This is a genomic window from Candidatus Defluviilinea gracilis, assembly GCF_057138825.1.
In genome coordinates this window covers 14,407-27,650 of record NZ_DBNHEF010000076.1, presented here as the reverse complement: position 1 = coordinate 27,650, position 13,244 = coordinate 14,407, and the positions used below count along the sequence as shown (strand labels likewise).

Below are 13,244 nucleotides of genomic sequence, written 5' to 3'. Positions count from 1 at the left end.
TAAGTGATGTTACGCAGTAGGGCTCGTAATGCGAGATTTATCTCGCCTTTCAGGTTATTCTTGTGCAAAAGCGACATGAATGTCGCGTTACGGAGACCAGACTGGCTTCAACTGCGTAACATCAGTTATTAATCCCCGCACGCAAACTCTTGATCGGTATCGGCGGGCGAGGGTGTGGACTCGATGACGAGATTCGGGTCGGGCCATGCGCCTTGTTGAAATTCGCTGATGTATTCACGCAAGACATTGAAATCAACATCGAGTATTTGAGTTGTCGCTTTGAGCTGAGGATCGTAGATCTTTTTGTTCTTGAACAATTCGACGGGGAAACTGGCAAAGACGATATCCGAACCGTTCATTTGATTCGCAAGGCAGGCAAGTTGGTTGATCTGCTCGGGGCTGAGATCGGTCTGCACGTTGCGTTGAAAGGTTTGAACCAGATCGGGGATGGCAGGGACAATGGCGGGGCTTAATAATTTTTCGCGCAAGGCGCACATCACAATGTTTTGACTCTCGGCGCGGCTGAACGTACTATACTGACGAGTGCGCGCCACCCACAACGCGGTCTCGCCGTCGAAGTGATGCTGTCCCACCTCTACGTGAAAACCCTGAGGGTTGGCTGGCGAACGGACATCAATTTCGTAGGGCAGATATACATCAATGCCGCCGACAGCATCCACAATATTTTCGAAAGTATTCATGTTGACGGCGAGATAATGATCGGGTTGCGCGCCGAAGTTCAGGTTCAACGTTTCTGCCAGCAAGCCAGGTCCCTCGCCTGCGCCGTCGTAATAGCCAAATCCCTTGTTGCCATATAAATACGCCTGATTTAATTTTCCATGCGTGATGCCGTAATGATCGGAGATTCCGGGAATCTCCACCCACAGATCGCGCGGCACTTCGAGGATGGTCACGCGCGCGTTGACAAAATCCACGCGGACGAGGCGGATGATGTCTGCCAAGCCGTAGAGGTAATGATCGCCGCGCGCGTCTGACCCAACGGCAAGGATATTCATCACCGGTTGCGACGCTCCGCACAACGGACTCGGTTCGGGACTCAGGGCGGGCTGACTCGTCGTGGCGACCACGCTCACGGGGAAGAGGCGCGTGGGCGTCGATGAAGGCAGAGTTGGTGGAGGCAGGCTGAGGCTGGGTCCGAGCGGCTTTCGGTACAATACAGTCAGAAAAACCCCCGCGAAACAACACCACAAAATTGGAATGCCCAGCAAGATCATCCGTTTTCGAGTCATGAACATTTCTCTCCCATGCAAGAATACCCTGTAAACGGAAATGGAGAGCAAGTCGTTCCCCAAAATCAAACCTCCGAGTTCTCAAAGACTCGGAGGTTTGCTGGTGGGCGCTGAGGGACTCGAACCCCCGACCCCTTCTGTGTAAAAGAAGTGCTCTAACCAACTGAGCTAAGCGCCCGGGAATTTCATTATAAGTTGAAGGTTGCAGGTTGGCAAGTTGGCGATTACACTTGCGCCTGAAATTTAGTTTTACCATCACGGAGCGTCATGCGAATTGTTCGTTACGAAACACAGGACGGCAAAAAAGCAAAATACGGATGGCTGCTGGGCGACAAAGTGGGCGAGATCGGCGGGAATATCTACGGGCGTTATCGCCGGCAAGACGCCGCCACGCCTCTTTCGGATGTGCGGCTGATTCAGCCCTGCGAACCGGGCAAGATCCTATGCGTGGGACGCAACTATGTGGAACATGCGAAAGAATTAGGCAACGAGGTTCCGCAAGTCCCGCTTATCTTTATGAAGCCGCCTTCGTCGATCATTGCAAGCGGCGAGACGATCGTCCTGCCGCCGCAATCGAATAAAGTGGAGCACGAGGCCGAGTTGGTGGCGGTCATCGGCAAGCGCGGGCGTCACATCACGGCGGAGAACGCGAAGAAATATATTCTAGGCTATACCATCGGAAACGATGTCACCGCGCGCGACCTGCAACAATCGGACAATCAATGGACGCGCGCCAAAGGGTTCGACACATTTTGCCCGTTTGGTCCGTGGATCGACACCGATTTCGACCCTTCGGATTCTGTGATTACCTGCCGTGTCAACGGGCAGATGCGGCAAATGGCGTCGACGCGCGATATGGTCTTCAACGTGGGGACGCTGGTCGCGTACATTTCGTCGGTCATGACGCTTGAACCGGGCGACCTCATTTTTACCGGCACGCCCTCCGGCGTGGGCGAATTGAAGAACGGCGATGAAGTTACGGTGGAGATCGAGGGGTTGGGGATGATCAAAAATAAAGCGCAAGCCGAAGGCAGGTAAGATGCGATTCAACAAGAACCTCCGAACCGATATGGATTTTATTTTGCGATTTGCAGACACGCTGGGTAGCGGCGCCGCCCTGGCTTCATCCAGCCGCGCGCCGCACTCGGGTTTTTTCATCTTTGCCCATCAATTCATCGACGGGTTCATCCACTCGCAATTTTTCAAAAAGGAGGAACTCTTGATCGCCGCGTTGGCAGACAGCGGGTTTCCTCCCGACGATGGGCCCATCGGCGCCCTGCGCGCGGAACAGCAGAAATGCCGCGAATCTGCCGATCACTTGTTGAAAGCCTCGAAGGAATGGCAGGCAGGCGAATACCGGGCAAGCGCCGACGTGGGCTGGGCGTCCAGCGAGTACACTTCCACGCTTCGGCGTCACCTCGACCGGCTCAAGACCCTCGTCTTCCCGTTGCTTGAACAGAACCTGTCTGACGATGACGAATATAAAATTCTGGAGGGGTTGAACAACATCGCCTTCGAAATTGGGATGGACAGCGACCCCGATCAATACGCCAAGTTGCTCGAAGCGTTGGACGAAGAATTAAGCGAATGGAAATGAAAGAATAGACTTTATCGGTAATAAGCCCAAGTTCTTTTGCAGGACGCGGATAAACGCCGATGAACGCTGATAAAGAAGAAAGAATCCGCGTTTTCCGCGTCAATCCGCGTCCGAAAAATTATTTCCGATAACGTCTAATAAACAGGGCGCGGGCTGTGACCTTAGGGCGCGCACTCATTCTTCACCGCGTACTCGGGAGTGAAATCGGCGAACCGCCCGGCGTGATAGGCGATATCCTCCAACAAGGGATAATCCGTTCCAAAATAATTATTGAACACCACGCGGAACGAATTGACCGGCGTGATGGCGGGGTATAAATCCTGTTTCGCCGCATCGTTGACATAATACGCGTTCAAGATGGACATGCGCAATGACGGTTGGTCCTTGCTCGGCACACCGGAGGGACCATGGTCGCCCATGAGGATGATGACCGGGGGAATCTTCGATTTGGCGATGATCTCCTCCACAACGCCGGTGATCTGCGAGTCAATAAATTCCATGTTCGATAAATATCCATCCACCTCATTATCGCTCCAATCGAATTTTCCATCCGGCGTAAAGATGAACGGCGGATGCGGCACAAGAAAATGCGCAAAGACCAGTTTAGGTCCCTGAATCTCTTCGGGCAAACGCTTCAACTCATTCAAAATGAAATACGTCTGCTGATAATGCTCGTAGAATTCGGTCTCTTTTTGTTGCGCAAGATCGAAGCCGGGGATCAACGCGGGGATATCGAACGCGAGACGCGCCAGCGAAGTCTCTAACAACTCAAACTCAAATTCGCTCAAGCCGCCGGTCAGGTCCACTTTGCCGGCGAGCAGTTGATTGCGCGAAAGCCTCACATCTTCGCCGAAGGAAAAATGTCCCTGCGAGCGATTCTCGAAGGTGACGATCCGATAGCCCTGCGCGCGAAGCGTCTCGACGACGAGACTCGAATAGAGCGGGTAGAGCGTGTCCTCCCGATGGTAGTCGGCATAAAAAGTGGAGGTCACCGAAAGTTTGGTGGCGGGATAATTGCTCTGCGCGCATTGCGCCACGTAGAAACCGAGCCCCTCCAATTTTGTGGTGAACGCGGATTCGTCGTAGCCGAAATATTTTTCCAACGCGAAGGCGCTGGTGTGGGCGTCGAGTAGGATGACGTACACATCGGGTCTTTCGCCGACGTTCGACTGGTTCGCCTTACGGTACGCCTCCATCGCCGCCTGCGCCTCCCGCCCCGATCGATACACCGCGAAGTCGTGTTGAACGGACCGCGCCACCGAAAAGATCGCGAGGAACGCGCCCGCCATGGTGAGAAAGTTGACGAGCGTGTCGGCTCTTTTCATCCGCCAGAAGATGAACCAGACCGCAAGCGCAAACAGCACGCCAAAGATGAGCAAGAGATAACGGTGACGAATCGTCTCGCCGAACGCGGATTGAATCGCCAAGTAGACATGCCCGTACGAAAAGAAGACGATCACGACCAGCGTGGTGACGATGCCCGACTTTTGCCATTCGCGCGTGAGTAATCTCAGGATGATCCAGATCAACGCCGTGCAAACCAGCGAGAGCAGAACGGGCCGCGCGAGCGACGCAGAGTCCACATACGCGATGTTGAAATTCCGCAATTCAAAGATGGGGTAGAGCGCAAAGAGGAAGGGATGCAGGTAGGGAAGTATTTTTTTCATGGAACAGCGACGTATTATAGCCGAGAGAATCTCGCGCCTACTTCTTCAAATATCCCCGCAGGAAATCATCTCCGCTATGGGCGCGGACGAGCGCGGCGGTGACGGCGGGCAGGTTCGCCGATTCTGAATAGACCAAATAGCGCGGCTCCCACATGGGATGGAATTTTTCCTTGAAGGCGTGGAGTCCCTTGAAGTTGTAGAAGCGGCTCAAATTGTCGGTTAAGAGGCGCAGGACTTTTTCCACAGCCGGGTCATCCGACTTTTCTCCGATCCCCGAAAGCCCGCTCAGCCCGAGGTTGAAAGTCGCATATCCCGATTTCTTCGCCCAATCGAACAACGAAGCGAACAGCAGGTCCATCGTCCCGTTTTCGATCTGATGGACGCGGCGCATGAGGTCGAGCGAAACTTCGTTGCGTTGATACTCCGGCACAATATTCGCAAACGCGCTGACGTATCCTTCGGCGGTACGCGCCACGGCGACTCTTCCATTCCGCACATAATCGTCGTCGAACCAGCCCAGCGAAAAACGCATTTCACTGCCATGCATCATGGTCAGCCATTCATCGCTCACCGCTTTCAACTGACTGATCAATTCGCGGCTGAGCGGCGGCTCGAGAATATCCACGTGATGACCGAGCTTGCCGAGACGATTCATCACATTGCGAAATTCCTTGCCCGCCTTGCCCTCCAGCGTGAACGCGGAAAGATCAACGATGGCTTCCTCGCCGATGCTGAAAAATTTGAATCCTGTTTCTTTATACACGGGCAGGCACTCTGGATGCGTTTGATAAAAACACGGGTCCCAATCGTTGACCGCGCAAAACTTTTTGAATTCCAAAATGGACGCCTGCGCTTCTTCCCCCGTTCCAATTGGGTCGCCCAGCGCGAGCGCCACTCGCCCTTTGACCACGTACGCGATCAGCGTTCCGCCCGCGCTGAAGAAATAGGATTTATCGTCGAAGAGGGTCATACGCGCCAGCGGGGTGCGCCCATGCGCCTCGACAATTTCTCGCGCGCGGTTGCGTTCCTCCGCTGTGGCAGGCTGACGGATCAACACCGGACGGACGAGCATGAAAAAACCGTAACTTAACGTTGCGCCCGCAATGATGTAGATCGAGTCCGCAAAATAACGCCCAAAGCGCGTGACCGGTTGCAAGCCGGGGGTTGCGAATTCGGTGAACATCGCCAGCGTTTGCGTCAACGCGGGGATAAGCTCAAACCTCGCCTTGAAATGTCTATCGAGTAAATAGAATCCGACGGTTCCATACGCAAGCGTGAACAACGCCGCCGAAAACAACACGCGGATGCCCTGTCGAACAGAAGGAACATCGGACCGCGCATGAAAATGCGAGCGCAGAGAAAAGATGAAGAGCGCCAACAGAACCGCGATGCTCGCCTCTTCGTAATCCAAGCCTTTGAGCAAGTGACTGAGCGCCGAAGCGACCAGCACAGCGATCGCCAGCAACCAAGCCGCTTGTTTCCTTCGCCACAGGTTGCTCGAAAGCAACAGGAGGGCGAACCCAGCCAACACCGTCGCGAGGCGGCTTCCGCGCGTCACCTCCAACGGAGAGAATTGCTCCAGCAACCTCAACCGCTCTCTCACGGCGGGCATCGTGGCGGAAATCACGTTGACAACGCCCATTGCGGCGGTAAGAATCGCCACCGCGCGGACCGAGATCGCGTCCCAGCGCGATCGGAACGAATCCATGCGGTTGGCGAAAGAGGAATGATTTTGCGGTTCGGGTTCTGAAAACATCTTGCTTCCGAGTATAGCATCTGGCTGTGATGAAGAATGAGCATTTGCCACCAAATTATATACAATGTAAAATGCTGGCACGCGGCGAAGTTCCTCCCGGCAACGTCCGCTTCCCGTGTTTGTAGTGTGTGAAAAAATGAATCTTGAAACTTTGATCTCCCAATTTGGCTACCCCGCTCTGATTATCGGATTGCTCCTCGAAGGCGAGACCGTCCTTGTGTTGGGCGCATTCATGGCTCACCGCGGTTATTTGAATCTGCCGCTGGTGATCGCTCTGGGCTGTGTCGTTTCTTTTTCAACCGACCAGTTCTTTTTCTGGCTAGGGCGCGCGCAAGGCGTCCGCTTCCTTGAAAGCAGACCGACATGGAAACTTCACGTGGACAAAGCGCGCTCATTGCTTGGGCGAAACCCCGACATGCTTTCTTTGGGCGTCCGGTTCATGTATGGATTACGAACCGTTCTTCCCTTTGCGATGGGCATGTCGAAGTTCGACCCGAAACGGTTTGCGCTCTTCGATTTTTTGAGTTCCGCGCTCTGGTCGCTGACCTTTGGACTGGCGGGCAAACTCATCGGTCATCTGATCGAAGCGATCTTCCAAGACTTCAAGAGACACGAAGCCATCACCATTGTCGGCGCCATGATCATCGCTGGCGTGGTCTGGTTGTATCACTCCTGGCTGGGCAGAAAACAAGGAACGCTGTAAATATCTTGACGGAGAACCTCTATGTTCAATCTCAAAACCACCCCATTTCACGAAAGAACATCCGCGCTGTGCCAGCCGCAGAACTGGCGCAAGTGGGCGGTCGTGAGATGATATAATGACGGAAAATATCCGTCATTTGACGGCAATTCTCCGTCTTGAGGAATTAACATGATCGAATCGCTTCTTGGGTCAAAAAATGCAGAACGAGCGCTGGTCTATATTCTGAGCCGCGAGGAAGGGTATGCCCGCGAGATCGCCAGTTTTTACGGAACGGACTTGAAATCCGTTCAACTGCAATTAGATAAGTTCGAGAAAAGCGGCGTGCTGGTAAGCCGATCCGTTGGGCGAACGCGTCCGTATATGTTCAATCCACGTTACCCGTTTTTGACCGAGTTGAAAGCATTGCTTGAAAAAGCATTGTCGTTTTATCCCGCAAAAGAACAGGAAGAATTGACCATGAACAGGCGCAGACCGAGGGCAAGAGGAAAAAGTCTGTGAAAAGTATCGGAAAGATGAGCCAGAGCGAGTTGGCGGCATTTATTCAAGACACGTTGCAAGCGGAAGGAATCACTGTTGTTCTTTCAGGCGGTAGCGCCGTCTCATTTTACAGTGGCAACAAATATGTTTCAAAAGACTTGGACCTGATCAATACAGGCTTTGCCAAACGAAGCCAAATCAAAGCGGTTATGGCAAGTATCGGGTTTGAAGAAAAAGGGCGTTATTTTATCAACCCCGCTACAAAGTACTTTGTGGAGTTTCCCGATGGGCCGCTTTCGGTTGGCGAGGAGCCTGTGAAAGAGGTCAATGAATTTGAATTGGCAACAGGAATCTTGCGGGCGCTCTCGCCGACAGACTGCGTAAAAGACAGGTTATGCGCTTTTTATTTTTGGAATGATCAGCAAGGATTGGCACAGGCAGTTTTAGTGGCAAAAGACCAGAATGTGGATTTACAAGAGATCAAACGTTGGTCAAAAGCAGAAGGCAAAGAAAGGGAATATGAAATTTTCAAACGTAAACTTAACTAAGGAAGACTTGACGGTGTTGGTCTTCTTCGCGCCGGCGGAGTATGCAAACTGACCATAGACAATGGACGATGATGTGTCACATGGTCAATGGTCTATCGTCCATCGTCAAAAGGAATCTACATGTTCAATCTCAAAACCACACCATTTCACGAAAGAACGTCCGCGCTGTGCCAGCCGCAGAACTGGCGCAAGTGGGCGGGATATTTCGCCGCAGGCTCGTATGAGCATGTGCTCGACCGCGAGTATTGGGCGATCCGCAACTCGGCGGCGTTGATTGATGTCTCGCCGTTAATTAAATACATCATCAAAGGAAAAGATGCGGCGGCGTTGTTGCATCGCGTCACCACAAGAGACATCCACAAAATGAAGGTGGGACAAGTCGCTTACACGGGCTGGTGCGACGAAGAAGGCAAGATGATTGACGATGGAACCGTTTCTCGATTAGATGAAACATCTTTCCGTTTAACTGCGGCAGAGCCAAACGTACGTTGGTTATCCATGAATGCCGTCGGCATGGACGTATCCATCACCGAAGTGACGGATGAAATTGCCGCGTTGAGTTTCCAAGGTCCAAACACGCGCAAGGTGTTGAATCTTGTTGCTGAGAAATCTGTGGATGAGTTGAAATATTTCCGTTTGATGAAAAATAAAATCAAAGGAATCGAAGTCACCATTTCGAGAACTGGCTACACAGGCGATCTCGGTTATGAAATCTGGATGCCTGCAAAAGACGCCATCAAAATTTGGGATACGCTCATGTCGGCAGGCGCGGACTACGGCATCACGCCCGTCGGCATTTTAGCAATGGACATGGCGCGAGTCGAAGCAGGCTTGTTCATGCTTGATGTGGATTACACATCCACAACTCACGCGTGGATCGAGCCGCAAAAATCATCGCCGTTTGAATTAGGTCTCGATTGGACAGTCGCGCTCGATAAGACTGGCTACTTTGTCGGTCGCCGCGCGTTGGAAAAGGAAAAACGCGAAGGCTCGTTGTGGAAAATGGTCGGCTTGGAAGTGGATTGGGTTGGGATGGAAAACATCTTCAAGCGAGTCGGCTTGCCGCCCCAAATCCCTGGCATGGCTGTGCGCGGAAGTTTGCCGATTTTGGTTGGCAACGTGCAAGTTGGATATGCATCCACGTCAACATGGTCGCCGCTGTTGAAGAAATACATCGCTTTGGCGCATTTGCAAAAGCCGTATTTTGAAGTCGGTACTGATGTGCGGATGGAAATTACGGTGGAGCATCACCGTCAGCACGCGCCTGCGAAGGTGGTGAAACTTCCGTTTTATGAGCCTGAGTGGAAGAGGAAATAAATCGCGGAATCCACCTCGGCACACGCTGACAATACTCCTCATACGCCGCGCCGAATTGATTCCGCAAGACAGGTTCTTCAACGATGAAGATAAGAATGTTGAATCCGAGAAAAAAGAACAGGGCATAGACAAGCGCCAACGCTGACCCAAACCAAAGTATGTATCCCGCCTGAAATAACATTGCCCCAACGTAAATCGGATTCCGCACGTAGCGGTACAGCCCCGCAATGACCAGTTCCTTCGGCGGGTCAACGAACGCGGGTGTGCCGCGCCCGCGGCGGATGATGTCCACGCAACATCGGATGATGATCAGCCCGCCGAGAATCCAAAACGGGAAAGCAAGGTAACGGACTATACCAAAGTCAACGAACGGCGTATCACGCGAAGCGAGTTGATACGGAATGTACAACGTGAACAGTCCGTGCATGAAGCCCATGTAGATGATGGTTTTGAGGGTGTTCATTTCAACCGCGGAATCCACCTCGGCACGCGTTGACAATACTCCTCATACGCCGCGCTGAATTGATTCCGCAAGGCGGGCTCTTCATAAAGAACAACAAATAAATGCTGAATAAAAAAATATACGAACAAATAAATTAGCAAACTCCAATATCCAAACCACAGAAAGTGTCCCGCATTAATGAGAAATACCCCCACATACATCGGGTTGCGGACGTGGTTGTACAAGCCCGAAACGACCAGTTCTTTCGGCGGCTCGATGGGCGCGGGAGTGCCTTTCCCTTTTTGTACAAAGTCCCAGAAGCACTAGACCAGCATCCCGATTCCGACGAGCCAAAGCGGAAAAGCAAGATAGGCGAGAAATCCCGTCTGGACTTGCGAGCCTGTTCGCAACAACACCAGCGGAACGAATCCCGCCACTGTGCCGGGCGCGAGGATGAAGAAGAGGATGGATTTGAGGGCGGTCATATTTTTTTCAACAGACCTCACAGGTTTTTAAAACCTGTGAGGTCTAATTTTATTCTTCGGTTTTCGTCAATTGATACACCAACACCGCGAGCGACCCCGCGAACCACACCCCTCCGACCAAGCCGATCACCCAGCGCGGAATGCCCCAGCCTGAAATGTCAACGGGAAATAGACCGAAGTAAATGAGGAGGACGATTGCGCTTAGGATCAAATCAAATCCGCTGGCGATGATGATGACGGTGCGTTTGTATTGTGGATTATCCATAACTTTACCTTTTCCACTTTCTACGTACCACTTTCTACTTTCTACCCTTCAACCACTTCAACAACTTCTCCGTAGACCAGCAGTTGATCACGTCCTCTTTCAACACGCCTGCGCGTCTCGCAATTGCGACTCCGTAGTGGAGCATGTCCAAGTCCTCTTCGGAGTGGGCGTCGGTGTTGATGCTGAGGAGCACGCCCAACTCACGGGCGCGGCGGGCGTGCGGATCGTCGAGGTCGAGGCGGTAGGGACTGGCGCTGATTTCCATCGCTACGCCCGATTTCGCCGCGGCTTGCAGGATCACTTCCATATCCAAATCCGCGCCTTCGCGGTCGGGGATCTCGCGTCCCGTCGGGTGACCGATGATGTCTACGTGCGGGTTGTTCACGGCTTTGAGCAATCGCTCGGTGATCTTTTCTCGAGGCTGGCGCAGACTCGAATGGAGCGAGGCAACCACAAGGTCGAGAGAAGCGAGGAAGTCGTCGGGATAATCCAGCGAGCCATCCGCTTTGATCTCCACTTCGCTCGAATGCAGGATCGTAATCTTGTCGCCGAGTTGCTTTTGAATCTTTTTAATTTCAGCGGCTTGCTGTTTGTGTCGTTCAATTGAGAGTCCATTCGCAACGCCGAGGCTCACTGAATGATCGGAGAACACGATCACTTTCAGCCCGCGCTTGATGGCGGCTTTCGCCATATCGAGCATGGATAACTTTCCGTCGCTGTACGTGGAGTGCATGTGCAAGTTGGTTTTGATGTCTTTCACTTCGATCAACTTCGGAAGTTTGTTTGCTTTCGCCAGCGCGACCTCATCGCGTCCCTCGCGCAGTTCGGGCGGAATCCATTGCAAGCCCAACGTTTTATACACTTCCTCTTCAGTTGAACAGAAAATTTCTTTTCCACCTTTAACTTTTTTGAATGAATGATCCGAAAGTGACAATCCTTTATCGAGCGCGAGTTGGCGCAACAACACGTTGTGATCTTTCGAGCCTGTTGCGTATTGAAGCGCGGTTCCAAATTCGTTGGGCGGATGCACCCACACCTGCGCGCGGACTCCGTCGGTGAACTCGATGCTCGATTTGAATTCACCTTTGCCCAACACCCGCGTCACGCGCGGAAGTTTGACGAACGCATCCATCACCGCCGCGGAATCTTTCGCCGCGACGAGGATATCGAGATCGCCAACTGTCGAACGCATCCTTCGCAGACTTCCAGCGGGTTCGGCGGCGACGACTCCCTTCACCTTTTTGAGCGCGGCGATGATCTCGTTCGCCAGCGGAAGCGCGCGCCCGATGGAGATTCGTCCCGTGCGCCGCGCCAACGATGCGAGTCCTTCGAGGATGGCAGTCTCTGATTTTGCGCCCATGTTGGGGAGGTCGCGCAGTTTGCCGTCTTTCGCGGCGGCTTCCAGTTGCGCGAGAGATGTGATTCCCAACGTCTTCCAAATCATCGCGATCTTTTTTGGTCCCAGCGACGGGACAGCCAGCCACGCGGCGAGTTCTTCGGGAACTTCCTTTTTTGTTTTTTCGAGAAACTCGAGTTTGCCCGTGTTTAACAACTCGTCAATTTTTTCGGCGATGGCTTTGCCCACGCCGGGGATCTCGAGCAGTTTGCCCTCTTTCCAAAATTCGCTCGCCTCGCGCGGCAGGCTGATCAAACTTTCAGCCGCTTTGCGATACGCGAGCGTTTTGTAAATGATCTCGCCCTTGATCTCGAGCAGGTTGGCGATGAGCGTGAACGTGTCGGCAAGTTGTTTGTTGTTCATGGGACCTCTCGTTTGAGATTATACGACCGAACATTATTTCACCGTCAGCCAGACGCCCGCAAGCACGACCGCCAACCCCAACACCCGCGCCGCATCCAGCGGACGGGGCGCCAAGCCGAGCCAGCCGAAGTGATCGAGAACCGCGCCCATCACCAATTGACCCGCCAGCAAAATAATGAGGGCAGGCGCAACGCCGATCCGCGGAATCATAAAACTGATCGCGGCGATCACTCCCAACCCGAAGAACCCCGCGCCCAGTGTGTACCACGGCACATTTCGCCATTGACTCATTTTGCTTCCAAGAATCAACATGGGGATCAATGCGATGACCGCTCCGCCGAGATGCACGATGAACACGCTTTCAAAGATTCCCAGCCGTTGCGTGATCATGCTTGCCATTGGGCTTTGCAGTCCGATGGCAAGTCCGCCCGCGAGGCCGATGAGGATGATAAAGAGGATCGAGTCCATGAGTTTTCCTTTGGGTTGAATTTTGTTGATGATACTTGATTTCAAGACGTGGAGGCATAAACAGATTCGGTTCTACCGTTTTTAACGGGAATTCTTTGTTCAAACACAAAGGACACGACGGTCACAAAGGAAGAACGCAAGGAATTCAAACTCTTTTTTCCCCTTGGCGCCCTTTGTGGTGAGGCTCTTTCCCGTTAACTACGGGAGACTCGCGGATTCGAGAGCAAAAAATCTCTTTCGCGCGCAGCCCACGCAAGTTGCGCGGATTCTTCCGTAACAAACGAAAAAATCCGTTTCATCCGTGAACTCCGCGTGCTGAAATGCGCCGGGCGCCTGATCGCCTTACACAATCCTTTTTGGACGCAGAAAACGCTGATTTCGCTGATCTGAAAGAAAGAAAAATCCGCGTTTTCAACGTGAATCTGCGTCCCGATTTTGAAAGGGTAAGGTAATCAAACCGGGCGTTTTCTTGAGAAACCATTGCGAGCGAAGGCGCGCCTCTTGCACAAC

The 13,244-nt window shown here is 52.8% G+C and carries 15 protein-coding genes and 1 tRNA gene; 6 read left to right on the top strand and 10 right to left on the bottom strand.

What is annotated here, in order from left to right:
- Positions 1–128: 128 nt before the first annotated feature.
- Together AC16KF_RS14775 and AC16KF_RS14770 are read right to left on the bottom strand one after the other, a co-directional pair.
- A complete protein-coding gene (locus AC16KF_RS14775) occupies positions 129–1,250 on the bottom strand; it encodes an LCP family protein (protein ID WP_484038105.1) in 1,122 nt (373 codons plus the stop codon).
- Between the two features lie 101 nt (positions 1,251–1,351).
- A tRNA-Val gene (locus AC16KF_RS14770) sits at positions 1,352–1,428 on the bottom strand.
- A gap of 89 nt (positions 1,429–1,517) precedes the next feature.
- Here AC16KF_RS14770 and AC16KF_RS14765 point away from each other — a divergent pair.
- Both AC16KF_RS14765 and AC16KF_RS14760 read left to right on the top strand, forming a co-directional pair.
- Positions 1,518–2,288: a fumarylacetoacetate hydrolase family protein gene (locus AC16KF_RS14765; protein WP_484038104.1), complete on the top strand. Its 771-nt coding sequence runs from the start codon at positions 1,518–1,520 to the stop codon at positions 2,286–2,288.
- Position 2,289: 1 nt separating this feature from the next.
- Complete coding sequence (locus tag AC16KF_RS14760; RefSeq protein ID WP_484038103.1) at positions 2,290–2,847, top strand: hemerythrin domain-containing protein; 558 nt, start codon at positions 2,290–2,292, stop codon at positions 2,845–2,847.
- A gap of 161 nt (positions 2,848–3,008) precedes the next feature.
- On the opposite strand, the gene AC16KF_RS14755 is transcribed toward AC16KF_RS14760, so the two are convergent.
- Entirely contained in the window at positions 3,009–4,514 is a 1,506-nt protein-coding gene (locus AC16KF_RS14755; protein WP_484038102.1) for a sulfatase-like hydrolase/transferase, read from the bottom strand.
- Positions 4,515–4,551: 37 nt separating this feature from the next.
- On the bottom strand, positions 4,552–6,270 hold the full coding sequence (locus AC16KF_RS14750) for a phosphatidylglycerol lysyltransferase domain-containing protein (protein WP_484038101.1): 1,719 nt from the start codon (positions 6,268–6,270) through the stop codon (positions 4,552–4,554).
- 136 nt (positions 6,271–6,406) lie between these two features.
- Here AC16KF_RS14750 and AC16KF_RS14745 point away from each other — a divergent pair, with 136 nt between their 5' ends.
- The 4 genes from AC16KF_RS14745 to AC16KF_RS14730 all read left to right on the top strand — a co-directional run bounded on the left by AC16KF_RS14745 (position 6,407) and on the right by AC16KF_RS14730 (position 9,315).
- On the top strand, positions 6,407–6,973 hold the full coding sequence (locus AC16KF_RS14745; RefSeq protein ID WP_484038100.1) for a DedA family protein: 567 nt from the start codon (positions 6,407–6,409) through the stop codon (positions 6,971–6,973).
- 168 nt (positions 6,974–7,141) lie between these two features.
- A complete protein-coding gene (locus AC16KF_RS14740) occupies positions 7,142–7,471 on the top strand; it encodes a winged helix-turn-helix domain-containing protein (RefSeq protein WP_484038099.1) in 330 nt (109 codons plus the stop codon).
- On the top strand, positions 7,468–7,998 hold the full coding sequence (locus tag AC16KF_RS14735) for a hypothetical protein (protein WP_484038098.1): 531 nt from the start codon (positions 7,468–7,470) through the stop codon (positions 7,996–7,998). Before AC16KF_RS14740 ends, AC16KF_RS14735 begins: the two co-directional genes overlap by 4 nt.
- Positions 7,999–8,118: 120 nt before the next feature.
- Positions 8,119–9,315, top strand: a complete 1,197-nt coding sequence (locus tag AC16KF_RS14730) for an aminomethyl transferase family protein (protein ID WP_484038097.1) — start codon at positions 8,119–8,121, stop codon at positions 9,313–9,315.
- On the opposite strand, the gene AC16KF_RS14725 is transcribed toward AC16KF_RS14730, so the two are convergent.
- The 6 genes from AC16KF_RS14725 to AC16KF_RS14700 all read right to left on the bottom strand — a co-directional run bounded on the left by AC16KF_RS14725 (position 9,233) and on the right by AC16KF_RS14700 (position 12,734).
- Positions 9,233–9,778, bottom strand: coding sequence for a methyltransferase family protein (locus AC16KF_RS14725; protein ID WP_484038096.1), 546 nt, complete (start codon positions 9,776–9,778; stop codon positions 9,233–9,235). The two genes, AC16KF_RS14730 and AC16KF_RS14725, sit on opposite strands and share 83 nt — an antisense overlap.
- A complete protein-coding gene (locus AC16KF_RS14720; RefSeq protein WP_484038106.1) occupies positions 9,775–10,017 on the bottom strand; it encodes a methyltransferase family protein in 243 nt (80 codons plus the stop codon). Before AC16KF_RS14720 ends, AC16KF_RS14725 begins: the two co-directional genes overlap by 4 nt.
- 63 nt (positions 10,018–10,080) lie before the next feature.
- Positions 10,081–10,242: a hypothetical protein gene (locus AC16KF_RS14715; RefSeq protein ID WP_484038095.1), complete on the bottom strand. Its 162-nt coding sequence runs from the start codon at positions 10,240–10,242 to the stop codon at positions 10,081–10,083.
- 49 nt (positions 10,243–10,291) lie between these two features.
- Positions 10,292–10,507: a hypothetical protein gene (locus tag AC16KF_RS14710; protein ID WP_484038094.1), complete on the bottom strand. Its 216-nt coding sequence runs from the start codon at positions 10,505–10,507 to the stop codon at positions 10,292–10,294.
- 34 nt (positions 10,508–10,541) lie between these two features.
- Positions 10,542–12,266 (bottom strand): DNA polymerase/3'-5' exonuclease PolX, encoded by a 1,725-nt coding sequence (gene polX / locus AC16KF_RS14705; protein WP_484038093.1) that lies wholly within the window; start codon positions 12,264–12,266, stop codon positions 10,542–10,544.
- Between the two features lie 33 nt (positions 12,267–12,299).
- Complete coding sequence (locus AC16KF_RS14700; protein ID WP_484038092.1) at positions 12,300–12,734, bottom strand: DMT family transporter; 435 nt, start codon at positions 12,732–12,734, stop codon at positions 12,300–12,302.
- Positions 12,735–13,244 lie beyond the last annotated feature (510 nt).